23 protein-coding genes are annotated in these 23,447 nt (G+C 39.3%); 13 read left to right on the top strand and 10 right to left on the bottom strand.

What is annotated here, in order from left to right; genetic code table 11:
• The first annotated feature begins 170 nt into the window (after nucleotides 1-170).
• Nucleotides 171-614 carry an outer membrane insertion C- signal gene (locus ACPUEN_RS16060; RefSeq protein ID WP_425636909.1) on the top strand — a complete coding sequence of 148 codons (444 nt, stop codon included), beginning with the start codon at nucleotides 171-173 and terminating at the stop codon, nucleotides 612-614.
• A gap of 56 nt (nucleotides 615-670) precedes the next feature.
• Nucleotides 671-1,129 carry a YdeI/OmpD-associated family protein gene (locus ACPUEN_RS16055; RefSeq protein WP_425636908.1) on the top strand — a complete coding sequence of 153 codons (459 nt, stop codon included), beginning with the start codon at nucleotides 671-673 and terminating at the stop codon, nucleotides 1,127-1,129.
• On the opposite strand, the gene ACPUEN_RS16050 is transcribed toward ACPUEN_RS16055, so the two are convergent.
• The 10 genes from ACPUEN_RS16050 to ACPUEN_RS16005 form a co-directional block, all read right to left on the bottom strand.
• Entirely contained in the window at nucleotides 1,126-3,528 is a 2,403-nt protein-coding gene (locus tag ACPUEN_RS16050; protein WP_425636907.1) for a TonB-dependent receptor, read from the bottom strand. The two genes, ACPUEN_RS16055 and ACPUEN_RS16050, sit on opposite strands and share 4 nt — an antisense overlap.
• A 27-nt stretch (nucleotides 3,529-3,555) precedes the next feature.
• Nucleotides 3,556-4,269: a fatty acid desaturase gene (locus ACPUEN_RS16045; protein ID WP_425636906.1), complete on the bottom strand. Its 714-nt coding sequence runs from the start codon at nucleotides 4,267-4,269 to the stop codon at nucleotides 3,556-3,558.
• Between the two features lie 23 nt (nucleotides 4,270-4,292).
• Nucleotides 4,293-5,138 (bottom strand): 4-hydroxy-3-methylbut-2-enyl diphosphate reductase, encoded by an 846-nt coding sequence (locus tag ACPUEN_RS16040; RefSeq protein ID WP_425636905.1) that lies wholly within the window; start codon nucleotides 5,136-5,138, stop codon nucleotides 4,293-4,295.
• 18 nt (nucleotides 5,139-5,156) lie between these two features.
• Entirely contained in the window at nucleotides 5,157-5,852 is a 696-nt protein-coding gene (locus tag ACPUEN_RS16035) for a lycopene cyclase domain-containing protein (protein WP_425636904.1), read from the bottom strand.
• Nucleotides 5,853-5,854: 2 nt separating this feature from the next.
• The gene (locus ACPUEN_RS16030; protein ID WP_425636903.1) at nucleotides 5,855-6,697 is read right to left on the bottom strand and encodes a phytoene/squalene synthase family protein; all 843 of its coding nucleotides are present in this window, start codon (nucleotides 6,695-6,697) and stop codon (nucleotides 5,855-5,857) included.
• Nucleotides 6,698-6,718: 21 nt separating this feature from the next.
• The gene (locus tag ACPUEN_RS16025; protein WP_425636902.1) at nucleotides 6,719-8,197 is read right to left on the bottom strand and encodes a phytoene desaturase family protein; all 1,479 of its coding nucleotides are present in this window, start codon (nucleotides 8,195-8,197) and stop codon (nucleotides 6,719-6,721) included.
• Nucleotides 8,198-8,201: 4 nt separating this feature from the next.
• The gene (locus tag ACPUEN_RS16020) at nucleotides 8,202-8,714 is read right to left on the bottom strand and encodes an RNA polymerase sigma factor (RefSeq protein ID WP_111609869.1); all 513 of its coding nucleotides are present in this window, start codon (nucleotides 8,712-8,714) and stop codon (nucleotides 8,202-8,204) included.
• 210 nt (nucleotides 8,715-8,924) lie between these two features.
• Nucleotides 8,925-9,815, bottom strand: coding sequence for a MerR family transcriptional regulator (locus tag ACPUEN_RS16015; protein ID WP_111609868.1), 891 nt, complete (start codon nucleotides 9,813-9,815; stop codon nucleotides 8,925-8,927).
• A gap of 5 nt (nucleotides 9,816-9,820) precedes the next feature.
• Entirely contained in the window at nucleotides 9,821-10,258 is a 438-nt protein-coding gene (locus ACPUEN_RS16010) for a sterol desaturase family protein (protein ID WP_111609867.1), read from the bottom strand.
• Between the two features lie 72 nt (nucleotides 10,259-10,330).
• On the bottom strand, nucleotides 10,331-10,999 hold the full coding sequence (locus ACPUEN_RS16005; protein WP_425636901.1) for a carotenoid biosynthesis protein: 669 nt from the start codon (nucleotides 10,997-10,999) through the stop codon (nucleotides 10,331-10,333).
• A 111-nt stretch (nucleotides 11,000-11,110) separates the two neighbouring features.
• Here ACPUEN_RS16005 and ACPUEN_RS16000 point away from each other — a divergent pair, with 111 nt between their 5' ends.
• The 11 genes from ACPUEN_RS16000 (at nucleotide 11,111) to ACPUEN_RS15950 (ending at nucleotide 23,221) form a co-directional block, all read left to right on the top strand.
• On the top strand, nucleotides 11,111-11,416 hold the full coding sequence (locus ACPUEN_RS16000) for a DUF4286 family protein (protein WP_425636900.1): 306 nt from the start codon (nucleotides 11,111-11,113) through the stop codon (nucleotides 11,414-11,416).
• A 321-nt stretch (nucleotides 11,417-11,737) separates the two neighbouring features.
• Entirely contained in the window at nucleotides 11,738-12,880 is a 1,143-nt protein-coding gene (locus ACPUEN_RS15995) for a DUF4221 family protein (RefSeq protein WP_425636899.1), read from the top strand.
• Between the two features lie 6 nt (nucleotides 12,881-12,886).
• Nucleotides 12,887-14,029, top strand: coding sequence for a DUF4221 family protein (locus tag ACPUEN_RS15990; RefSeq protein WP_425636898.1), 1,143 nt, complete (start codon nucleotides 12,887-12,889; stop codon nucleotides 14,027-14,029).
• A 6-nt stretch (nucleotides 14,030-14,035) separates the two neighbouring features.
• The gene (locus tag ACPUEN_RS15985) at nucleotides 14,036-15,142 is read left to right on the top strand and encodes a DUF4221 family protein (protein ID WP_425636897.1); all 1,107 of its coding nucleotides are present in this window, start codon (nucleotides 14,036-14,038) and stop codon (nucleotides 15,140-15,142) included.
• Nucleotides 15,143-15,148: 6 nt separating this feature from the next.
• On the top strand, nucleotides 15,149-16,297 hold the full coding sequence (locus ACPUEN_RS15980) for a DUF4221 family protein (RefSeq protein ID WP_425636896.1): 1,149 nt from the start codon (nucleotides 15,149-15,151) through the stop codon (nucleotides 16,295-16,297).
• 5 nt (nucleotides 16,298-16,302) lie between these two features.
• Complete coding sequence (locus tag ACPUEN_RS15975; protein WP_425636895.1) at nucleotides 16,303-17,445, top strand: DUF4221 family protein; 1,143 nt, start codon at nucleotides 16,303-16,305, stop codon at nucleotides 17,443-17,445.
• A gap of 6 nt (nucleotides 17,446-17,451) precedes the next feature.
• Nucleotides 17,452-18,612 carry a DUF4221 family protein gene (locus ACPUEN_RS15970; protein ID WP_425636894.1) on the top strand — a complete coding sequence of 387 codons (1,161 nt, stop codon included), beginning with the start codon at nucleotides 17,452-17,454 and terminating at the stop codon, nucleotides 18,610-18,612.
• A 54-nt stretch (nucleotides 18,613-18,666) separates the two neighbouring features.
• Nucleotides 18,667-19,818: a DUF4221 family protein gene (locus ACPUEN_RS15965; RefSeq protein WP_425636893.1), complete on the top strand. Its 1,152-nt coding sequence runs from the start codon at nucleotides 18,667-18,669 to the stop codon at nucleotides 19,816-19,818.
• On the top strand, nucleotides 19,811-20,974 hold the full coding sequence (locus tag ACPUEN_RS15960) for a DUF4221 family protein (protein WP_425636892.1): 1,164 nt from the start codon (nucleotides 19,811-19,813) through the stop codon (nucleotides 20,972-20,974). The genes ACPUEN_RS15965 and ACPUEN_RS15960 overlap by 8 nt, the downstream gene beginning before the upstream one ends.
• Nucleotides 20,967-22,106 (top strand): DUF4221 family protein, encoded by a 1,140-nt coding sequence (locus tag ACPUEN_RS15955; protein WP_425636891.1) that lies wholly within the window; start codon nucleotides 20,967-20,969, stop codon nucleotides 22,104-22,106. The genes ACPUEN_RS15960 and ACPUEN_RS15955 overlap by 8 nt, the downstream gene beginning before the upstream one ends.
• Nucleotides 22,103-23,221: a DUF4221 family protein gene (locus ACPUEN_RS15950; RefSeq protein ID WP_425636890.1), complete on the top strand. Its 1,119-nt coding sequence runs from the start codon at nucleotides 22,103-22,105 to the stop codon at nucleotides 23,219-23,221. The genes ACPUEN_RS15955 and ACPUEN_RS15950 overlap by 4 nt, the downstream gene beginning before the upstream one ends.
• Nucleotides 23,222-23,447: the final 226 nt, after the last annotated feature.

Below are 23,447 nucleotides of genomic sequence, written 5' to 3'. Positions count from 1 at the left end.
GTTAACCTATTGATGCATATTGCTGAAGGCAATGTTAGCAAAATCATCAGAGGTCAAGGCGAAGAATTAGCAGAGCGCGCGTATAAATAACTTTTACCAAATGATTAATTTCGGAAAAAAGTGAATCTTTGTGGGTAGCATTTTCTATTTATAACATATCCCATATTTATATGAAGTATTTAAAGATTTTCACTCTTGTATTGTTTTTTGGAATAGCAGCCTCACTTGAGAGTAATGCACAAGAAGTGGGTATCAGGTTTGGAGATTTCTATGGCAATAATGTCGCCATTGATGGGGTTTTTGCCCTGGGTGAATTCAGCAGGATCCATGCTGATGTCAGTTTTGGAGGAAATGGATTGGGAATTGATGCGCTTTGGAATCCAATCTATGATGATATTCCTGATACCGATTTGCAATGGTATGCAGGATTTGGTCCAGCGATATATCTTGGCGACAACTTCCGCTTTGGAGCTGCCGGCGAAGTAGGAGCTGAGTATGCATTCTCAGAAGTTCCCATCACGATTGGACTGGACTTCAGGCCCTATTTGTTCTTGATCGAAGAGACGGAATTTCGCGCAGGATTTGGACTAAATGTGCGCTGGAGATTAAAATAAATACACTAATAATCCATAACTTTTGGCCGACTAGTCTAGATTAGTCGGCTTTTTTTATGGAACAGATCGTATCGGGTGAGTTTTTAATGGAAAGGTTTCCCGGGAAGGGTGGTTGGACTTATATCAAACTCCCACTCACTATTTTTTCTTCGGGTAAAGCTTTTGGAATGATGAAAGTCTCAGGTAGTATTGATGATTTTACCTTTGAAGGAAAGCATCTCATGCCTATGGGAAATGGCTATATCTTCCTTCCAGTAGCTAAACCTATCCGAACAAAAATCGGCAAGAATGAAGGTGATGTAGTTTCAGTGAAATTGTATAGGGAAGGAATCCCTGAAGAAATCCCACAGGAACTCATAGACTGCTTACAAGACGATCCTGGAAAATATGACCTCTTTCAGAAGCTGAATCAAGCTGAGCAAAAGGAATGGATAGAATTCATCTACAGCAGTGATAAGATAGAAGACAGATCTGATAGAATTATCAAATTACTCTATCACCTAGGTTCAACTTAAAATTCAACAATTAATCCAACTGTTGGCAAAATCGTGCCTGCAGGATTGTTGATGAATTTCAATTGGTATCTGTTAGGATCGCTAGGGTCTACCAAGATATTTCCTTCTGCATCGCGCGTTGGCACCAATAGCGGCGGTTGTTCAGCTTGGAAATTATACGCATTCTGTATATCCAAATACCAATTCAGACTCCATTTTTTGAAATAATACTTCTTATCCAATCTCAGATCTAGCTGATGGAATCCTTCTAATCGAACCGAATTGATTTGCGAGTAATCCAAAATAGGTTGATTTCTCAAATCCCAATTGCTGATAAGACTTGATTCTTCGTAGTCATAGGGAGTGTAAGGTGTACCACCTAAGAACCTCCATCGAGCACCAACCTCCCAGTCCTTCCCAAACCGCTTTCCAGCTGTCAAACTGACTATGAATCGATTGTCCCATGAAGATGGCACATAGCCATCTGTATTAGGATTAGTAAACTCACTTCGAACCAATGTCAGCGCTGCTATTCCATAGAAATTATTGAAAAGACGCTGCTGAGCTAGCATCTCCAATCCATAGGCTCTCCCTTCTGAATTTGACTCCACAGGCTCATTTCCAATCACACCAAAGTCAGCACCTAGATTTGCCAGAGAAATACCATTTCGAAGCGAGGAAGGATAATTACTGTATTTCTTATAGAATACCTCGGCGGTTAATCGACGGTTTTTCTCAGGAATTAACCACTCAACTCCACCGATCAACTGAGAATTTCTAATAAAAAGCACATCATTTTGTTGATTGACTAGCTCACCATTTTCGTCTTGAAATCCCAAAACAGTGTAAGAAGGCTTCTGATAATAAATCCCTGCATTCGCTGTAGCAAAAAGATTTGGCTTCAATTGATAAGAAAAAGAAACACGTGGACTTAATTGATTAAACGGGTTTTGAGCAGTTTCTCCAAAATCTGCCCCATCCATCCTCACTCCTCCTGTGATCAAGAATCGCTCATCATACAGCGTTTTACTGGCTGATAAAAAGCCACCATACATGTTATAATTGCTAGTTGATTCAATAGAAATCAGTTGTCCACTACCTGCGAGTGTCGCACGGTCAAAATTCTTGATGAAGTACCTAGCGTATTCATAGTTAACACCATATTTCAAGGTATATCCATTTTTGAAAATACTGTTTTCAGCACGGAATTTATTCTCAGACTCTTGGGAGAGGTAGTTATACAGCAAATTATCCGCATTGCTCTCATCATTACCGGCATACTTCACAGACTGATTATTGAGCATATTTCTGCTAAGCACAAAAGTCCAGAAACCATTTTCACGAAATCTCTTTAGTTTAACTCCTGTCGCATAATTCCATTGATTTTGGACAGGAAGAACATCCAATAGATAAAGGCGGTTTTCACGCTCTTCTTCAGTCTCATCATCAGGGATATCTTCATTCAAAACAAACTTATCAATTGCCCCCACACCTATAAAAGTGAGCTCAGTTTTCTCGTTGATTTTAGTAGTAGTTTTTAATTGAAAGTCATTGAAGGTTGGGAGAAAAGGTAAACCAATCAGCTTGAAAAGCCCCTGTAAATAAGAACGGCGGGCGGAAAGTAGGTAAGTTGTTTTTTCTCCTATCGGTCCTTCATTGGATAAAGTCAATTCTGACGCACCTACAGTCAGCTGAGTTGCCATTTTGTCTCTGCGCCCTTCTTTTAGTTGAAACTCGAAAAAAGAACTAAGCGCATTCATTCGATTGGCAGGAAATCCACCAGCTATCAGATCTACATTTTTGATCAGATTGACATTCAATATGCCAACTGGTCCGCCAGAGGAGCCTTGAGTAGCAAAGTGATTGATAACTGGAACTTCTATCTCATCCACAAAAAATTTATTCTCATTGGGCGCACCTCCACGGATCAAAATATCATTTCTGAAACTCGGAGTACTTGCCACACCTGGCAAAGACTGTATTACTCTTGAAATATCTCTATTTCCTCCAGGATAGCGCTCTATTTCATTTGAATTAAGTTTTCGCACGGAAAGTGGTGTTTCCTCAGATCGTGAGAATTCCGAACTAACTACTACTTCGCTTAGCTCTGAAGCATCCTCCACAAGGTCAAAATCCAATTGAACTGGGCGAGCCAACGTGACTTGAATTTCGAATTGTGTTTTGGTTTTGAACCCAACAAAACTGGCTCGCACATTATACAATCCAGGAGGCACATTTGAGATTTCGTAAAAACCTTCCTCATCAGAAATTGCTCCAAACTCCGTATTTAAAATCAGCACATTAGCGAAAGCAACTGGCTCATTATTTACTGGATTAGTGATTATACCTCGGATTATTCCTTGGGAGAAAGCTATCGTAGAGAGGAAAAAAAGAGATAAGACAAGTAGAAATATCCTCATTTAGGTTGTTAGATAAGATATGTGGAATTAGCCGTTTTCGATGCTTTGAGATTCTTTTACCCGCCAAAGCCGCCACCAAGGAGTTCCTGGCGAATCATGGTGCTCGTAATGATAGCCAAAGAAATAGCAGGTGATAAATGCCCAAAGGTGATTTTTAGACTGTGTGGTCGAGTGATGTTTATTTTCATTCTCTCCACGATGTGGCAAATACGTACCAAAGTAAAAAAGCTGAAGTGTAGACAAAACCGCTGGAAGCATCCAAAAAACGATCAAATTCTCTGTTGGAAGAAATAACTTAAGAATATTAAACGTCGCAGCCATCAAAAGCACTTGCCAAATGGTTACGTATTGCTTGATGAAGCTGAAATACCAGGCAAAGAAATTATCAGAATCATGGTAATCTGGATCTTGATCCGTAGCTACAAATCGATGATGTTCGTGATGCTTTGGAAAGAGTTTGCTGTAAAAATTATATGAAAAGAGTAAGGCTGTAAACCAACCTATCGCTTTGTTAAGCTTTTTGTCGGACGAAACCAAACCATGCATCGCATCATGTGCGGTGATAAAAAGTCCAGTGTAGAGGTGCATTTGAATTAAAACCCCAAGGTAAACAAGAGGATCTGACCAAGAAATCTGGTAATTAAGAAGAAATAGCAAACTGGAAAACCACAGCACTATAATCAACAAGGCAATCAAAACACCTTTCGGGTCAACAGAGGAACGTGTGATTTCCGAATTCATAACCGCAAGTTGGGAATGTTTTCTCAAAAAGTCAGGATTCTTTCTTTCACCTGCTCCATGAGCCACATGGGCGTCGAGGTTGCTCCACAGATTCCAACTTGATCATTTTCGGTGAACCAATCGCTTTCTATTTGGTCGGAGTTGGAAACAAAATAAGTATTTGGATTGGTGTCTTTACAGACATTGAAAAGCACTTTTCCATTGGAAGATTTAGTGCCACTTACAAAAACGATTTTATCAAACTTTGTGGCAAAATCCCGAAGTTCTTTGTCACGGTTTGAGACTTGTCTGCAGATGGTGTCATTGGTATTAACCGAAATGCCATTGTCCTTGAGCACATTATTTATCTCGTAGAATTTGTCCGTGCTTTTAGTGGTTTGGCTGTAAAGGGTAATGTTTTTGGGAAGTGTTTCCAAATCCAATTCAGAAATATCCTGAAAAACTACTGCTTCATTATTTGTTTGTCCAAGAAGCCCTATCACTTCAGCATGAGCATGCTTACCATAGATATAAATGGAATCTCCCTTGTCAAAAGAATTTTTGATCCTATGCTGCAGCTTCAACACAACCGGGCAACTCGCATCGATCAAAGTGAGATTATTTTTGATTGCCAACTCATAGGTAGCCGGGGGCTCACCGTGAGCTCTTATGAGCACATTTTCATCACGTAAATCTTTTAAAACTTCGTGATCAATAATTTTCAATCCTTTTCTTTTGAGCCGGTTTACTTCTTCGTCATTATGGACAATGTCTCCAAGACAATACAAATGTCCAGATTCATCAAGGATATCTTCAGCCATTTCGATAGCATATACTACCCCAAAGCAGAAGCCTGAATGCGCATCAATTTGAACGTGAAGATTCTTCATAACCAAATAACTTAAAGCTTATTGAATTGTTTTTTTCTTTCTGAAAAATTCAAAAAACGAAACATTCATGAGAAGCATTGTCATAGAATAAATCGTATCCTCTATAGGTACTGTCCAGATTCGAATACCCAGATTTTCAGCATTATTATAAATAACCACAGGTTCTGGGGTGAGACCTCCAGTTAATACACCATTACAAAGGATAAAAGGAATAAGGTGAACCAAATAAGTAAATAAGAACCTGCCCATGTATTTATCCTTAAATATCAACCAATGGACAGCAAGTGCTACTGCACCTACACTAAAATTAACAGCCGTATACATTTTATCAAAATTGATAAATGCCAAAAGCAGCAAAAGCGGTATCATGATGATAATGAAATACTTACCGATAGGTTTGAAATAGTCCTTTGGGAAAAAATAGATCAATACTTCATAAATAAACATACAGGCGTAGGGCACCGTGAAGAAGAAAAGCCATTCTTCTATTGGAAGCTCAAAAATGTAAATGCCAAGGATATATTTTGGGTTAAACTCCCATACTCCTATCACTGTAAACCAATGGTCCCAGACCAAAAAGAAAATCGCAGTGATGAATATTGCCGGGAATAAAGCGTACCACTTGGAAGCAAACTTGACTCTTGATTCAAAAGATCGAATGAGGGGAAAAGAGATTGCGAACAGATTTACCGCCAAATAGAGGTAGTTTTCCATTATCAACTCAAGCCTAGTTTACTACCGAAATAGGTACCAATGAGGAGGCTAAATTTTTGGGAATTCGGTATTCTGATACGCTCATGGGTGATTTTTGCTGCCGAAAGACCCTTGATTTTATCGAAAAGTTTCTGATAATATAGGTAAGCAACTTTTACTCCCAGCTTTGCCCCATCTGGAAGTTGAGCGATTCCAACTAAGGCTTCATCAAAATCCTTCTGTATATCTTCTTCGATCAATACTTTGGCAGATTTATCAAATTGCTCAAAAGCTACTCCCGGAAAATAAACTCTTCCCCGCTCCTCAAAATCACTTTTGATATCACGCAAGAAATTTACTTTCTGAAAAGCCGATCCCAACATTTGGGCGGGTCTCTTTAGTCGTTGATAGGTCGCTTCATCTCCATCTACAAACACTTTAAGGCACATAAGTCCAACTACCTCTGCAGAGCCATAGATATATTCCAGATACCTATCATCATTATAGGTATTGAAATCCAGATCCATTGCCATGCTACGAAAAAAAGATTCAATCAGCTCATGATCAATGTCAAATTTATTTACGATCATCTGAAAGCCGTGCAGAACAGGATTCAGAGAAAGCCCCAACTCTATAGACTTGTAAGTTTCCTGTCTGAATTCAGCCAATAGTTTGGCTTTATCATGAGTATGAAAGGTATCAACGATCTCATCCGCAAAACGCACAAATCCATATATAGCATAGATAGACTGATGGAATTTCTTGTCCAACGTTTGAATACCAAGAGTAAAGCTGGTACTGTAGCGCTGCGTGATAAGCTTGCCACATTCCAAGCTAGTTTGGTCAAATAATTCCTTTGCGTCCATGAAATTGAATATACTTATTAATTACGAATTTTCCCGAATGACCTCTTTAGCAACAACATAGCCTGAAATCAAAGATGGTGGAACACCTGGCCCCGGGACTGTAAGCTGACCTGTGTAAAACAGGTTATTTACCTTTTTGTTTTTTAGCGAAGGTTTCAGAATCGCCGTTTGCTTCAAGGTATTAGCCAATCCATAAGCATTTCCTTTATAGGCGTGGTAGTCAGCCTTAAAATCAGAATGAGCATATGACCTCTTAAATATAACATGGGAACGAATCTCCTGACCGGAAATTTTTTCCAATCGATCCATGATTATATTATAATATTTTTCTCTGGTCTCTTCAGAATCTTCCAAATCAGGTGCGAGTGGAATTAGAAGAAAGAGATTTTCCATACCTTCTGGGGCGACTGTTTTATCAGTGACCGAAGGAACACATGCGTAAAACAATGGAGCTTCTGGCCATCTAGGTTTAGTGTATATAGCATCGGCATGAGGACCTAGCGGCTCATCAAAAAACAAATTGTGATGGCGAAGATTCTCTAGTTTCTTGTCAACTCCTAAGTAAAACAATAGACTGGAAGGCGCCATTACCCGCTTATCCCAATATTCCTCACTGTAATTACTGTATTTCGGATTGATCAAATGCTTATCCACATGATGGTAATCTGCACCGGCAATCACAACATCAGCAGATACTTTTTCTCCTGATTTCAACCGCACACCTTTCGCAAGTCCATCTGCAATTTCTATTTCCTCTACTTCTGCATCATATCTAATCTTCACACCTTTCTCTTCAGCCAAAGAGACCATCCCAGCTATGATTTCATGCATCCCTTTTTTTGGATACCATGTTCCCAACGCTATATCTGCGTAATTCATCAAACTATAAAGTGCCGGAATATTCTCCGCCGTTTCTCCAAGGAAAAGCACGGGGAACTCCATTAGACGAATGATTTTGTCAGATTTAAAAAACTTTCGAACATGAGCTGACATGGATTGAAAAACATCCATGCGCATGATATCCTTTAAAAGCGATAAGGAAGTAAATTCTAAAAGGGAACGACTTGGCTTTTTTACCAAATCGTGAATACCGACCTGATATTTATATTTCGCCTGCGCTAAAAACTCGTCCAACTGATTGGCAGACCCTGGCTCTATCTCTTCAAGCTTTGCCTTGAATTCATCTAAGTTTGCAGGAATATCTAAGATATCATCTTGTCCATAGACCACCGCATAGGATGGGTCAAGTCGAATTAAATCATAATAATCAGACGGCTTTTTACCAAAATGTGAAAAATAATCTTCGAAGACATCAGGCATCCAATACCAACTCGGACCCATATCGAAGGTAAATCCATGACTTGCAAATTTCCTTGCCCTCCCTCCTGGAGATTCATTTTTCTCCAGAAGTGTTACACTGTAATTATTGGAAGCAAGATGGGTTGCAGCAGAAAGGCCTGCAAATCCAGACCCTATCACCACCGCATGTTTTTGATTCATCTGTTTAATTTACGTGCTTATAAACTGTTAAATCCTCTTTGAGGTATTTACGAGCAATATGAATTCGATTTTTAACAGTTCCAATCGGAATATTCAAGCGATCAGCAATTTCATGATACTTAAATCCTCGATAGTACAACAAAAACGGAGTGCTGAAGATCTCGTCTAATTTGTCAATTGCTTCGTAGATATCATCCATCGCAAAATCTCCATACGCTGAATTTTCTATTAAAGCTCCACTGGAATTAATGAAGTGTAGATTATCAGTTGTATCAACGAAAGTAGCTCTTCTTACCATTTTTTGATAATTGGTAATGAAGGTGTTCTTCATGATAGTGTAAAGCCATGCCTTCAGATTAGTACCTTCAGCAAATTTGTCCTGATTCGTATATGCTTTCACCATTGTATCCTGAAGCAAATCATTTGCATCGTCAAGGTCTCGAGTCAATTTAAGCGCAAATGGCTTTAATACTCCTGAAAGCTGATTTAATGAGTAACTGAATTCAATTGAAGTCATGGTCTTGCTCTTTTTGTTTAAACAAACCTAACATTGATTAAACAGAATTGCAAGTCTTTGTTTAATTATTTTTATTAATACTTAAACAGTCCTACGCTCAAACCCCTTACAATAAGACATAAATCAGGCTTTAGAGAGCATTCAGGTAATATTTGGGCATAAAAAAAGTATTCACAAGGAATACTTTTGTTTAATCTATTTAAATAAATTCTAAACAATATGCTCTTCCATTTGGACTAAAAAGCGCTTGATCTCTTTAGCATATGCTAGTAAACAGATATTGGAAGGAATAGAAATTGTGTTTTCTGCTGCATTTAGCCCTGCTACAAAAACCTTTGCCTCTGCAAATTCAGTCCCAAGCATATCCACATACTCTTGCACTTTTTCTCCAGATGGAGAAGTGGTAATCACGGTGAGTAAATAATCCGGGCGCTGCATATTATATACGGAAATCAAGTCTGCATCAGGAGTATTTTGACCAAGGTAGATCACTTTATGTCCATGCTTTTTGATCAGGTAGGTACTGAATAGAAGGGAAATTTCGTGCAACTCACCTTCTGGGAGAAAGAGCATAAAAGTTTTCCCAGTATTATTCCCCACTTCTCCATCTATAGCGACGATCAGCTTTTGTCTGATCAAATTAGAGATGAAATGTTCTTGTGCTGGGGTAATCGCTCCGGTAAGCCAAAGAATTCCGATTTTGGTAAGGAAAGGGTAGACAACTTTCAAAATCGTGTCCTCGAAACCTAACTTGATAATACTCGTGGTAAGGACTTTCTCAAATCTATCCTCATCCATTTCTATCATGCAAATAGTGAGGGCCTGGATTTGATCGTTGTGATCCAATGATTGATCTGTCAGCCTGATGATTTCTTCACTGACCTCATTAGAGGTCATCGCGGCGATTTTGCTGATTTTCACGCCATGGGCGTTTAGCATCGCAACATTTAAAATCCGCTTGAGATCTTCATCGTCATAGTAACGAATATTTGTATCAGTCCTTTTGGGAGTGACTAGGCTATATCGCTGCTCCCAGATTCTTAGCGTATGCGCTTTAATCCCTGATAGTTGCTCTAAATCTTTTATCGAGTAGTTGCTCACCTTTCTTATTTCTTAAAATATTTTTTCGGAACTAGAAACAGCCCAAACGAAACTGCCCCGTCCTTTTTCCTACTGTGATGATGAGCTTGGTGAGCAGCAAAGATCCCTTTTAAAAATCCGCTCCTTGGCCGATCAAGCCATTTCAATCTGCGATGGATAAGCACATCATGAAGAAAGAAATACAACATCCCATAAGTGCTAATTCCTATCCCGATCCAAAACCTAAAGTCCAACTCTCCAACTCCAAGGAAAATCAATACGATAGCTATGCTTCCAAACAGTAGAGAAAAAAGATCATTCAACTCAAAAAATGAATCTGAATGCTCATGGTGTGTTTTGTGGATCGACCACAGCGGACCGTGCATTAGGTACTTGTGGATTGCCCAACCTGACAGCTCCATCAAGACAAATCCCAAAATGCTGAACCCTATCGCTACAATCATCTTTCTGTTAACCTAAGTGGTGAAATTTTGTTTAAGGATAAATCAAAATAAACGGCTTTTTCGATAGAAAAATTAAACACCCAACGTGAAATTAAGAACGGTGAAAAAAAGTATCATCGCAGTAAGTATCAACGCAGCTAGTGGATTTCCCTTTTCGAAATTTCCTTTTCTATAAATCAAATGAATCAAAAAGGCTACCATAAACCAAGTCAGGTAGTTACTTGAAGGAATAGTATCTGAATTCCAATACCAAAAATCCAGCTCCACTGCTACTGGTTCCATAATGTAATCAACCACCGTCATCGCTCCCGCTCCAAGCAAAGCAGCAAAGAAATCATTGTCAGTTAGCTTATAAAAGACAGCTCCTGTGAGGTAAACCAGTAAAAACCAATTAATTCCTATCACTATAGGAACCTGCCAAAGCATAGGGCCTAACGTCGCTCCATAGACATAATCCCCGAAAATATATCCTGTATGAATTCCTATAAGTTCTGCTCCAAAGCCTATCCAAAACGCTGCAGCAGCAAAAATCGGAAAAGCATCAGACCAACCTCTATGGAAGCCCAAAACCAGCAACAGCGTAATTAAAAGCTGTGCAGGAGTAAGCATCAGGAAATAGTCTCGGTATTCCGGCAAGCTTAATCCTATAGCACCTACTAGATATAATGCTACCACTACAACCTTCGCAATAATCACTCTCTTATTTTGTGCCTTTGGGGGTGCCTTGGCTATTTTATGCATTTATTAAGGTGCTTTGATGTATAATTATTCACTTTTTCGGGTTTGGATTCCTAACTTTGTAATCGCAAATCTGTTTGCAAAAAAACGAAATTCCAGCCAAAATCCCCTGATATGATTCTTTACAACATCACTTTTACCGTATCAAATGAGATAGAAGAGGATTTTGTAGGCTGGATGAAAGGCACACACATCCCGGATATTTTTGCTACTGGCTTATTTATAGAGCACAAGTTTTTCCGCTTACTCAACAGTCCTGACGATAGTGTTACGAATTATTCTGTCCAGTTTTTTGCTGAAAACACCCGCAAGCTCATTGAATACGAAAGCCGTTTTGCAAAAGAACTTCGGTACGAAACCCAGGCAAGGTATGGTGAAAAAGCAATGCCATTCAGGACGCTGATGGAATCGGTGGATTAAGGAAGAAGGTAGCTCTGCAGGAGCGGAACCATTCATAACCCCGTACCAAAGTGCGGGGTTAAAGAATTAAGGAGATTTTCAAAAGCCCAGAATGGTCGAAACTAGTACAAACTACCTGATAGGACTATTTGAGCTTGAGACTCCTTTCTCAAGCAATCATCAAGAAAATTTTGCTCCTTCAAAACACCATTAACCTGGCTTTGAAACCCAACTATCTTCAACTTATTTATTGCTATTCCCTACTAATTTTTTGATTATTTAACATATAAGGGTCGGTTTTCAATTACAGATTTTTTAGTTTTATAGCTAACACTACTGTAAATGAAGAGACTATTTTTTTTTGTAGCATTGATCGTTTCGTTTTCTTCCTGCGAAACCAAAAACAACTCAGAATCCTCCGCCACCCCGAACTTACTTGAAAACTTCTCTTTCTCTGTTGACACTGTAACGGTGGACGTTGGAGAAGAAATTTTCATGCCGGGAGCTTATTACAAGTTTGAGTTAAGTGATGATGGCGATCAGGTGTTCACCTACTTTGAGCCAGAGTTTGAGGTCCACGAGATCGATCTAAATGCGATGAAACTTGTGAAGCGTCACAAATTCGAAAAGGACGGGCCAAATATGATACCCATGTATTTAAACTACATGCAGAATCTCAATGAAACGGAATTATTTTTCGCGAACTCTTTTCAAGCAGGAATATTCAAAAAGACTGGAGAAAAAGTAAAATCTATCTCTCTAAAACCTGAAGATTACTCTGGCCTTGATCCTGAATTTCCTTATGTGCTGGGAAACTCCATACAAATCAGTCCTGACCAAAAAACTGTATTGACTTTACCTAATGAGAATTTGGGAACAGCAGAGGGTCTTGCAATTCTGAATTTGGAAGGAATGAGTGCCAAGTTTCTCAAGCTTCCAGCCTTAGAAATGACCAAAAATTTCCGGGTGCTTTTCAAACAAGGAAATGGAGCCGTTTCCTCAGGTGAAAACCAGAGACTTTATATGATCAACGGGCAATTTATCATAGATAGCGGAGCAACCTCGGATCTCTATATCTATGATCAAGCCAGCGATTCCTTACGACTAGTGACCTTTCCTCATCAACTGGTACCAAAGGCAAAGACAGGAGAATTTCCTTCTGAAGTTGATTCCAATGAAAGACGTAGAGAAGTGCTAAATGACATTCGAAAGCAAATATCCTTTTCTCAATTATTCTGGAATGAAAACCAACAGATTTATTTCAGAATGGGTGAAATGAATAGGGAATTGAACGAAGCAACTAAAAGATACTCGTCTGACACTTACCTCTTTACCTATGATAAAGATTTTAATCTGACTGGAGAAACCGAAGTTCAGGGTCTTGATTTCATGCCTACTTACGGATTTGCCCGAGACAACAAACTCTATATGGAGTGGGTGGTCGATGAAAATCCCGCCTTTATTGTTTACACTTTTAATTTCTAAACCGATATGAAAAAACTACTTCCTCTTCTAGCTCTGACCCTTCTCGCTTCATGCGGTGAGAATGGCAACTCCGAATCCACTAAACAAGGAAACATCCTCGAAAATCTGACCTACTCCATCGATACCCTGGTGGTAAATCCAGGTGAAGAGATCATTGATTTGTCTGGAGGACTTAGGCTTTCCAGTCTGTCTGAAGACTCGAAGAAGCTCTTTTTATTTGGCCAAAAAGACCATAAAATCGCAGTGATCGATCTGGATGGACTGAAGCTAAACGAGTTTCTCCCCTTTGAAGTGGAAGGCCCGAATGGAATTGGTCAATACGTGGGAACCATGCAGAAACTGGAAGGTGAAAAGTTCTTGTTTTCAAGTTTTCAGACCTCGGGGATTTATGACAGAAATGGATTGAAAATCAAAGATCTCAAGCTCAAGCCTGCTGATTTCGAAGGGATAGAGATAGAAGATGAATCACCTATGATTAACAACCTAACCATGGCAGCTGATGGGAACTTACTTTTCTCGCTCCCAGGGAATTTTATGGAAGGATCCAGGGACTTGGCGGTCCTAGACCCAGCAAATGGCTCAGGAAAAATCCTTGATATACCCGCAATGGATAAAGCATCGGAATTCAGGATTTTGCTCCAAAGTGACAAAATGATGTCTATCTACATAGAGGAAGTGCGTCTTCAGGAGATCGAGGAACAACTGTATATCAGCACATCGGTCACCTCGGATATCTACCGCTACGACTACCAGAGAGACACGTTACAACTGTTCACCTTCCCGCATCAGTTAGTCCCAACAGCCAAGACAGGTACTATCAAAAACAAAGTGTCATCAGAAGATGAGTGGAGAAGCGAAATGGAAAAAGCTTCCAGCCAGATAGGCTTCGAAAAATTGCTTTGGGACGATAGTAGCCAAAGATTTTTCAGGTTTGGTAGAAAAGTCCTCCCAAAAGAAAATGAGGAATCCCCTTCAAAAGCAGAGGTTTACCTCTTCGCCTACGATGCTGATTTACAGTTGATCGGCGAGAAATTTTTGGAAGACGTGGACAAAATCCCTTCCTCTCCCTTCTTCAAAGACGGCAAGCTCTACTCCTATGTCAATGTAGAAGATGAGCTCGGCTTCGCTGTATTCACTTTTGATTTTTAATTAAGTATGAAAAAACTGACTCCTCTTTTTTTACTCAGTATTTGTCTGGCCTGCGGTAAACCAACAGATCAATCCAATCAGGAAGAGTTTAATTTTACTTATCGGATAGATACGGTCATGGTGGACTCGGGTGAGGAAATACTCTTTCTTCAAAGTGACTTAAGTCACTCCACACTTTCTGAGGATCAGAAGAAATTATATAATTTTTCTCCAAAGAGTGAGTTAGAAATTATTGATCTGGATAAACTCAGCTTGTCTAAAAAGATCGTCACCGAAATAGAAGGAGATCTCGGCACTGGATGGCCTTACGCCATTCAGGTGGATCAAAAGGGAAATTTTATTTTTTATGGATTTATGGAAGTAAGAATCTTTCCGACAGACCTTAATTCTATGATGAAGTATTCTCTTTCGGAAGATGCATTGACAGGTCTCAAGCCGCATAAACTGGCTCCATTTAATCCAAAAATTACGAATGGTAACCTACTCTATGGCATTTATGAAACACTCGAACAAGTACCTCAAGGGCTTGCGGTCATTTCTTTGGAAAATAGAAATGTGAAAAAATTCGAGCTCAATTTGGCTGAAAAAATCCACCCTTTCACCTTTTCGCTTTTTGTACAAGGAAGGTTGAGCAACAAAGCATATGAACCCATCCATTTGGAACTGGCAAATAACCAACTCATTATCTCCACTGCCTATTTTAACGAGGCGATTATTTTTGACCTAGCAAGTGAAACAGTCTATACTAAAACCTTCCATTCAGAACTGACCCAAGACCAAACGGCTATTCCTCCTAAAACATCCGCCGAAACCATCAATGAAATGGAGACGATCAGGAAGGAAACTTCAAAAAGTGTCAAGTTCGGCCCTATTTATTTTGATAAGAATAACGAGAAGTTTTGGAGGTTTTCTCGTGAACTTGACAGAGAAATCGGAGACTCATTGATTTTCAGAAATGTACTTACGGTCTTTGACAAAGACCTAAATCAGCTTGCAGAGACTGAAGTTTCTGTAGATCCCTTTTCTAAGAAATTCTTCAAAGACGGCAAGCTCTACTCCTATGTCAATGTAGAAGATGAGCTCGGCTTCGCTGTATTCACTTTTGATTTTTAATTAAGTATGAAAAAACTACTACCTCTTCTATCCCTCGTCCTTTTCGCTGCATGCGGTGAAAAAGGAACTTCTGAATCCAGCGAATCTGGAAATATCCTCGAAAACCTCACTTATTCGGTGGATACCGTGGTAGTAGATCCAGGTGAGGAAATTATTGACTTAGCACACGGGACACGGTTTTCTGCTGTTTCACTAGACGAAAAGAAATTTTACCATTACGACTATAAAAAAACTGTAATCAACGAGATCGATCTTCAGAAATTAGAATTGACAGATAGGTATCAATTTTCAAAAGAGGGTCCAAATTCTATAGGTTTCAATCCTCCCACCATCCAGCCATTGAGCGATGACAGGTTTTTATTTGTTTCCTCTGGTATCAATGTCGGAATCTACAACATGAATGGAGAAAAGGAGAAAAGTCTAAAATTCAATTTTAGGGAAATAGAGGGTCTTGACATCGATGAAGAAAGCCTGATCACTTATCAAGCCCATATCTCTCATGATGAAAAGTACCTCTTTGCATTAACCAGTCCTTACAAAACAAGTTCGGATGTAAGGCTAATAATTATAGATCCAGAAACCAAAACAGGAAAAACTATTTCCATGCCTAATATGGTCTCAACCTTAAGGTTTAAGATAGATATGCAGCAAGGAGGGAATTATTTGGGAGTAAAGGAGGCCATTTATGTAAAGAGTTTGAATGATAAGCTTTTCATCACTAGCAGTGCAAATTCAGATACCTATGTGTACGACTATCAAAATGACTCGCTTAGTTTATATGAATTTCCTCACCAACTAGTTTCTCTAAGAAAATCAGCAGAAGTAAAAAATGAGGTCGGGGATGAAAGTGAATTTTTTGCCGAATGGGCCAAATTCAAATATCAAACAAGCTTTGATGATTTCTTATGGGATAAAAAGCGACAACAATATTTCCGATTGGGATATAATTTAATCCCACAAGAAACCCCTGAATTGGAAAAAAAATCTGAGGTTTTCCTCTTCGCCTATGACGAAGACTTAAATCTACTTGGAGAGACAAAACTCGATCAAATTGATTTTAGACTCGAATCTCCCTTCTTCAAAGACGGCAAGCTCTATTCCTATGTCAATGTAGAAGACGAGCTCGGCTTTGCAGTATTCACTTTTGATTTTTAAAAATTATGAAAAGGCTACTTACCATTTCCCTTCTAGCACTTCTTGCTGCCTGTGGCGCAAAAGAATCCGAATCTCCAGAACAAAAAAACATCCTCGAAAACCTTACTTATTTGGTGGATACGGTGGTAGTGGACCCTGGAGAAGAGTTGATTGATTTGAAATATGGAATCATCAAATCAGATATTTCCAGGGATCAAAAATACCTGTACCATCTTCAGCCTTCATCGTCGGTTTTTTCTGTTATAGATCTGGATCAGTTGAAGTTGATATCACAACAAACATTAGCCAAGGAAGGCCCAAATGCTGTTCCTGACTTTCCACAAACGTTGAAAGTTTTAAATGAAAATGAACTATTTATTCATGGATTTAGAATCACAGGGGTTTATAATCTTGATGGAGAAAAATTAAGGGACTTAAAAATTTCTATCGATGGATATGAAGACACAGAAAAGGTCAGTGAGTATTCCATTTCATACGCTCTCACACCTTCATTTAAATATCAAAAGCTTTATTCTCTGCCAGTCAATGACTCCACCAGAGTAACAAGCCTAGCGGTCGGCTCTTTAGTAGATTTGAAGGGAAAAGTTATCGCTTTACCGGAATTTGAGCCTTTATCAAAATTCTCACTTATTTATAGAGAAGGCAATTCCTATTCTGGCGCAAATACCGGAAGTATAGTTCTCAATGTAGAGGAAGGACGAACAATCATTCACTCCAATGCTACCAACAGTCTATACATCTACCTGCCTGAAACTGATTCTTTAGCTTTCAAATCATACCAGTTTGATTTGGTACCCAACTCCAAAAAGGTACCAGTGACCAATGATTTAACATCTATGGAGGAGTTTCGAAGAGTTGCCAAAGAAACCAGCGAGGATATTTCTTTTGGAAAGATTTTTAAAGATGAAAAAACCAATCAATACTACAGGTTTGCCTCAATTGTAAAATCTAAATCTTCGGAGGAGGAAGAAACAAAAAGCGATGTCTATTTATTTGCCTTTGACCCAGACCTTAATCTAATCGGTGAAAAATCACTTCCAAGTCTAAGGTCCCAACCATCAGACCCCTTCTTCAAAGACGGCAAGCTCTGGTCTTATGTCAATGTCGAAGATGAGCTAGGCTTCGCAGTATTCACCTTTGATTTCTAGATGGCTATGAAAAAACTTCTTGCGATTTCATTTCTTGTTCTACTTTCAGCTTGTGGTGAAAAGCCTATTTCCGAAGAAGTTTCAGACGTAGAAGAGCCCAAGAATATTCTTGAGAATCTGACTTATTCAATCGACACGGTGGTAGTTGATCCTGGCGATGAGATTATTAATTTGAAGCATTTAAACTCTATTTATGTTTCACTTTCACCAAGTAAAAACCAGTTTTACTTCTTTGATCGCTCTAGATTCATCCTTCATGAAATTGATCTGAATTCCCTAAAATTAGTCAATAATTATCCCTTTGAGGAAGAGGGACCCGATGGAATAGGAAGGTTTGTTTATCATTTTAAAAGTCTTCCGAATGGAAATTTTTGGGTTCAGGATTTATTAGGATCTACTTCGGTTTTTTCCAAGACTGGAAAAAGAATTAAAAAGTTTGAGTTTAACGAAGAGGAGCTTTTGAAAGACTTCCCTCTCGGTCTAAATCTAACATATGAGCTTCAAGTGGATTTCGAGCGAAAAAAGCTCTATTCGTTGCCACTTTTATTTAAAGTTGAGGGGAAACATTTTGCTGTGATGGATTCCTCGGGTCAGACAGAAAAAATAATTGAACTCCCTGAGTTTGATAAAATAGAAAAATATAAAGTTGAATATAATAGCGGTAGAGATGGAGGTGATGGAAGAGGGGAACTAGTAAGACTTGAGCAACCAAATGATCTGGTTTTAATTTCCTCTACCGTAGGAAATGGTATTTATATCCACAATCCAGAACTGGACAGCTTGATGTATCAAGAATTCCCTCATGAATTAACCCCCTTGGAAAAAGACGTAAACGTCAAAAATGTAGTGCAAAGTCCCAAGGAGCTGGAAGCGGAAAGAGAAAAGTTTCATACCCAAATAGACTATTGGGGATTCTACTGGGATGAAAAAACAGAGCGATACTTTCGCTTTGCAAGTATAGGAATTCCTAGGGCAAACGTTGATTCTCCAAAAAAATATGAACACTTCCTATTTGTCTATGACAAGGAGCTAACCCTCAAAGGCGAAGCAAAACTAGATAATCTTGAAACTATCCCAAGAGCTGGTTTCTTCAAAGACGGCAAACTCTGGTCTTATGTCAATGTCGAAGACGAATTGGGCTTCGCGGTTTTCACTTTTGATTTTTAATTCAAATCGATATTAGTTCCAAAACTATTGCCTATTTATAACGATATTCCTAGAATGAAAAAACCACTATATTTTGCCTCCCTCCTAATCCTAATAGCTTCCTGCTCCGAGAAAACTGATTCAGAATCCTCCAACTCCAGTAATTTAAACTTCACAGTAGAAATAGACACTGTGCAGGTAGATCCCGGAGATGATCATTTTATTTACCTGGCTAAATTTTTACGTTCTTCCTCCCTCAGCTCGGACAAAAAAACGCTTTATAATTTCAACCCCACCGTACCCGAACTGGAAGTAATAGACCTTGATGATTTGTCAATTAAGGAAGTAATCAAGCTGGAGAATGAAGGTCCTACAGGAATTAACGCAGCGACCTCTTACATACCCATGATGGATGTATCTGACAGCGGTGAACTCTTCCTGAATACGATTAGCTACATGATCAAACTAAATGCTACCCGTGATCAAATGTCCAGGTATTGGTTTACGCCAGATTCATTGGAGGCAGATGCTCTGTCAGAACTGGAAATAATATATCCTGAAGGGTTTATGTCAAATAATAAGGATTTCTACTTTGGCGCTTATGGTGCTCAGGATAATAGCGCAAAAAGTGGGCTGGCAATGATCAATCTGAATTCTATGGAATTGAAAAAAGTCCCATTAGACATTTTTGAAAAAATCGAAAAATTTGAAATAGTATTTAGTCCTGATGGCAATAGCAAAATGTCGGTTACAGAGACAGTCTTTTTTGATTCGATTGAGGACAAGGTTTATATTTCAACCAGCGCCTTTAATGAAATCTATCTAGTGGACATTTCTGATGGCACAGTAGAGAAAAAATCGTTTCACTCTGAGCTTACCCCTGATGCCAAGAAAGGCAATTATCAGAAAACTGCAGGCTCACAGAAAGAGTTGTTCGACCACGCAAAGGAGAAGGTGAAAGAGGTGAGTTTCCTCAAGTTTCACTACGATGATCATAATGAGAAATTCTGGAGATTCAGTACAACTCTGGATCGCATGATTGGCGATTCAGCTACCTACAATATTGTGCTAACTATTTTTGACCAGAACCTCACCCAGCTTCACGAGGAAAAGGTGGATTATTCAGAAACCGGTTCGCTCACCTTCTTCAAAGACGGCTCACTCTATTCCTACATCAACCTGGAAGACGAACTTGGCTTCGTCAGAATCAAACCTACCTATGAATAAAATCAAACTTCTTACCCCGATTATTCTGGCAGTTTTAGCCAGTTGCAGCACTAAAGAAAGTGGTGAATCTACTTCCTCCGCATCCGGAAAGATCTCATATGAACTGGATACCGTGATGGTAGATGCCAGCGATAAATTTATTTACATAAACTGGAAGTTGACCACTTCGGATATATCCCCTGACGAAAAGTATTTCTACAACTTCAAAACAGGATCCAATGAACCCGGTTTGGAGATCATAGACCTAGAAAACCTCAAGCTAGAACGAGTTATCCCCATGAGCATGGATGGACCAAATGCAATCCGGTCTCCCTATATGTCCGATGTGTATTCGCTGCCTGATGGCAGATTTTATCTTTCTGATAGTTACGAATTGTATCTATTTGACCAAGAAGGAACCAAACTCTCATCGCTCACTTTTGCAAATCATGAGTTTGAGGGAGAAAATCTACCTGAGGAATTTCGTATAGGTCTCGACCAGGTCCTTGATCGGGATAATAGGCGTGTACTTACCCTATATGCTGACCAAAAGCTGGAGAAAGCACCACTCGGGATCGCGGTTTTTGACCTCGAAAAAGAGCAGTTTTCTTATAAACCCTTGCCGGCATTGAAGGAGATGGAGAAATACCGTATCAATTATTACATAGATAATAATCCTGTAGGAGCAATGTTTTCAAACTTTGAACTAATGCCGAAGAACGATACCCTGATCCTATCCAATAGCGGCTCAAATGAACTGTTTTTCTATAATTTAAAGACGGATTCTCTCAGCTCCAAAGCCTATTCCAGTCAATACACCAGTTTTGAGATCACTAGAACTTTTCCTGAGCGTGTGGACTCGGAGGCGGAATACAGGGATTTAGTTAAGGAAACCCAGAAAAATGTACGCTACGGCCCGTTGATTTTCGATGAAAAGCAGGAAGTTTATTGGCGGTTTACTAAGGAAATGGATCGCATGAAAGGGGATACCATCGTGCACAAAACAGTACTCACGGCCTTTGACCAGAATTTTGATCAGCTTTCTGAAACACTCCTACCAGCGGAATATATCCTAACTTATAAATACTTCATACGTGACGGTATGATCTATTCCTTTCTGAATATCGAAGACGAAGTGGCCTTTGTGAGACTCAAACCAACAATGTCCTATGAATAAGCACTTCCTTATACTCCTACTCCTTGCGTTTGCCGGCTGCTCCACTGAAAGAAAAAACGACGGAAAAATCGGAAATTTCCAGTTTTCCTATGAATTGGACACGATACATATCGACTCTAAGGGTGAATTCTTTTTTCTTAATAATGGACTTAGTGGTTCTACTTTGAGTCAAAGTGGTGAACTCTATATTTTTAATCGTCCCCAGTTACGTTTAGAAATTATTGATCTGGATAAAAAGCAACTGAAAGACACCGTGAAGTTTGAAGTGGAGGGGCCAAATGGAATAGGGGCACTTGGGATAAACATGATCAATCTTACCGAATCAGGTGATTTTTACTTTTCATCTTTCACCGGCCTGAGACAAATGGATGCTAGTGGGAATCTAAAAAGATTCATAAACTGGGATAACGAGGAGCGCATCCAAGATCAATTGGGTACAGGAAAGCTGATTAGTTTTGATGGAATTATTTCCCGGGATGGGTCCAAATTCTATGGAACCTACTCTGCTGAGGGAAGAGGCGGGTCCAGTATGGCGGATGGGTTAGCAATTATTGACCTAAAAAGTTTAGAATTGAAAAGCATCGAAGTTCCTAAGCTCTCCGCACTCAAGGAATTTAAAATTGAACTCGATATTGATGGAATGAAGACCACTTCAGGTGATAGTTATGACTTGCTGTTAAATGACTCCAAACTTATCATATCACAGGGTTCAATAAACGGTATTTCTGTTTATGATTTGGTAAAAGACACTTTAGTGACTTACGATTATCAGACAGAACTTTTGCCCGCCGCCAAACCGGGGAATTTCCAGCGAAAGGTGGCGACTATGGAAGCTTTTCAGGAGGCCTCAACGCAACGAAGCAAAGAGCCACTTTTTGGGGATTTTATGTATGATCCCGAGAATAATCTTTATTACAGGATCAGCTTTTTGAAAGACCTTAATCCTGACGGAAATATCGATTGGAAAGGAGTGCTATCCATTTTTGATGAAGAGTTCAACTTACTTCACGAAGAAGAAGGAATGGGGAGATATTTAGGGAGAAAATTCATCCGAGACGGCAAAATCTATCGCTTCATAAATATTGAAGACGAGATGGCATTTGAAGTATTAACACCAACTGTTAACAGATGAAAAAACTAAGTTATTTACTAGCAGTCCTAGCTTTTGCAAGCTGCTCTTCGGAGAAGGAAACTCAAGAAGAGCCCACAAAAAATGTCGAAATCTCCTATTCCATCGACACAGTACTCGTAGATGCGAAAGATGAGTTCTTGTTTTTGAATTGGCGGTTAGGCATCTCTGATGTCGATACCGAAAGTAAACTTCTCTACAATCTCAATCCAGAATCTCTACGCCTTGAAGTGATTGATTTAGAAAAGCTGGAGCTCAAGGAGCTCGTGCAGCTGGAAAAAGAAGGCCCTAACGGCGTAGGTGGAGGATTCGTAATCGGCCTTGACAAACCATCGAATGGAAATCTATTTCTTTTCGATGTAACGGGTATCTTCCAGCTCTCGCCTGATTTCACGAAAATCAAGAAAATCCTGTTCGAAGGTGAAAACCTGAGCAATCAAGGATTACCGGCAGAAGCAATGATTGATATCGATGCGGCAATTTCTGAGGAGGGAAATTTGATAGCATCTCTCTACCAAGAGGTAGGAGCAAAAGGAAATTACTTGGGACTGGCATTGCTAAATGTCGATACCGAAGAATTGAGTCTACATCCAACGGATTTCCTGCAATACCTAAAGGACTTGGAAATTTACATGGTTCAAGATGGAAGAACGCGGATGTCCTTTCCTGAGCAGCATAAAATGCAGTTTCATGCTAACAAGCTAATTATCAATACTTCTGCAAAAAATGAAGTTTGGATGTATGATTTGGATACCGATAGTCTGACAAATAAAGTCTACGAGAGTAAACTCACCTCAAATGCCAAGTCCGGAAATTATGAACGCACCACAGAATCCATGGAGAGATTTCAAGAAGAAGGGAAGAAAAAATCAAGTGAAGTCGCATTCAACCCGCTGATGCATGATCCCGCAAGAAAGGTGTTTTGGCGCACCACTATAGAAGGAAAAACAAAAGTTTTGACCGTCTTTGACCAAGATCTGAATATGCTGGGTGAAACCCAGATCGAAGAGGAATTAGAAATCGGAAACAATACCTTTTTCCTAGACGGTGCTATCTACCAGTTTCTAAACATCGATGACGAAATGGCTTTTGTGAGGTTGAAACCAACCTTTGATTAGGACTATAGATTCCTACTTTCTCGATTTGGAAATAGCTCCGAAAAATAAATTTTCCAAAGCAAAGTTGAAACTGAAATTTGATCCAAATGAGCAGCTATATGGTCCTAGAAAATTAGGTTTTGGTAAAAAAATATCAGCATGTATTAGGAGATCCGTTTGCTGAATGCTATTTTAAAAAAGGTTGTTCAAAGAGTTTTTAGATTTCATTCATTTAAAACTCTTCGAT

The organism is Algoriphagus yeomjeoni, from assembly GCF_049821175.1.
GTDB lineage: Bacteria > Bacteroidota > Bacteroidia > Cytophagales > Cyclobacteriaceae > Algoriphagus > Algoriphagus yeomjeoni_A.
The sequence above is the reverse complement of the archived record's forward strand: the minus strand, read 5'-3'. Positions and strand labels throughout refer to the sequence as shown.

Coding starts and splice junctions, on each gene's coding strand:
- ACPUEN_RS16045 (WP_425636906.1), bottom strand. CDS start 4,269: ATGAATTCGGAAATCACACGTTCCTCTGTTGACCCGAAAGGTGTTTTG.
- ACPUEN_RS16005 (WP_425636901.1), bottom strand. CDS start 10,999: ATGCATAAAATAGCCAAGGCACCCCCAAAGGCACAAAATAAGAGAGTG.
- ACPUEN_RS16030 (WP_425636903.1), bottom strand. CDS start 6,697: ATGGACGCAAAGGAATTATTTGACCAAACTAGCTTGGAATGTGGCAAG.
- ACPUEN_RS15975 (WP_425636895.1), top strand. CDS start 16,303: ATGAAAAGGCTACTTACCATTTCCCTTCTAGCACTTCTTGCTGCCTGT.
- ACPUEN_RS16055 (WP_425636908.1), top strand. CDS start 671: ATGGAACAGATCGTATCGGGTGAGTTTTTAATGGAAAGGTTTCCCGGG.
- ACPUEN_RS16025 (WP_425636902.1), bottom strand. CDS start 8,197: ATGAATCAAAAACATGCGGTGGTGATAGGGTCTGGATTTGCAGGCCTT.
- ACPUEN_RS15985 (WP_425636897.1), top strand. CDS start 14,036: ATGAAAAAACTGACTCCTCTTTTTTTACTCAGTATTTGTCTGGCCTGC.
- ACPUEN_RS16060 (WP_425636909.1), top strand. CDS start 171: ATGAAGTATTTAAAGATTTTCACTCTTGTATTGTTTTTTGGAATAGCA.
- ACPUEN_RS16020 (WP_111609869.1), bottom strand. CDS start 8,714: ATGACTTCAATTGAATTCAGTTACTCATTAAATCAGCTTTCAGGAGTA.
- ACPUEN_RS15970 (WP_425636894.1), top strand. CDS start 17,452: ATGAAAAAACTTCTTGCGATTTCATTTCTTGTTCTACTTTCAGCTTGT.
- ACPUEN_RS15990 (WP_425636898.1), top strand. CDS start 12,887: ATGAAAAAACTACTTCCTCTTCTAGCTCTGACCCTTCTCGCTTCATGC.
- ACPUEN_RS16035 (WP_425636904.1), bottom strand. CDS start 5,852: ATGGAAAACTACCTCTATTTGGCGGTAAATCTGTTCGCAATCTCTTTT.
- ACPUEN_RS16050 (WP_425636907.1), bottom strand. CDS start 3,528: ATGAGGATATTTCTACTTGTCTTATCTCTTTTTTTCCTCTCTACGATA.
- ACPUEN_RS16010 (WP_111609867.1), bottom strand. CDS start 10,258: ATGATTGTAGCGATAGGGTTCAGCATTTTGGGATTTGTCTTGATGGAG.
- ACPUEN_RS16000 (WP_425636900.1), top strand. CDS start 11,111: ATGATTCTTTACAACATCACTTTTACCGTATCAAATGAGATAGAAGAG.
- ACPUEN_RS16040 (WP_425636905.1), bottom strand. CDS start 5,138: ATGAAGAATCTTCACGTTCAAATTGATGCGCATTCAGGCTTCTGCTTT.
- ACPUEN_RS15960 (WP_425636892.1), top strand. CDS start 19,811: ATGAATAAAATCAAACTTCTTACCCCGATTATTCTGGCAGTTTTAGCC.
- ACPUEN_RS15955 (WP_425636891.1), top strand. CDS start 20,967: ATGAATAAGCACTTCCTTATACTCCTACTCCTTGCGTTTGCCGGCTGC.
- ACPUEN_RS15995 (WP_425636899.1), top strand. CDS start 11,738: ATGAAGAGACTATTTTTTTTTGTAGCATTGATCGTTTCGTTTTCTTCC.
- ACPUEN_RS15950 (WP_425636890.1), top strand. CDS start 22,103: ATGAAAAAACTAAGTTATTTACTAGCAGTCCTAGCTTTTGCAAGCTGC.
- ACPUEN_RS15965 (WP_425636893.1), top strand. CDS start 18,667: ATGAAAAAACCACTATATTTTGCCTCCCTCCTAATCCTAATAGCTTCC.
- ACPUEN_RS15980 (WP_425636896.1), top strand. CDS start 15,149: ATGAAAAAACTACTACCTCTTCTATCCCTCGTCCTTTTCGCTGCATGC.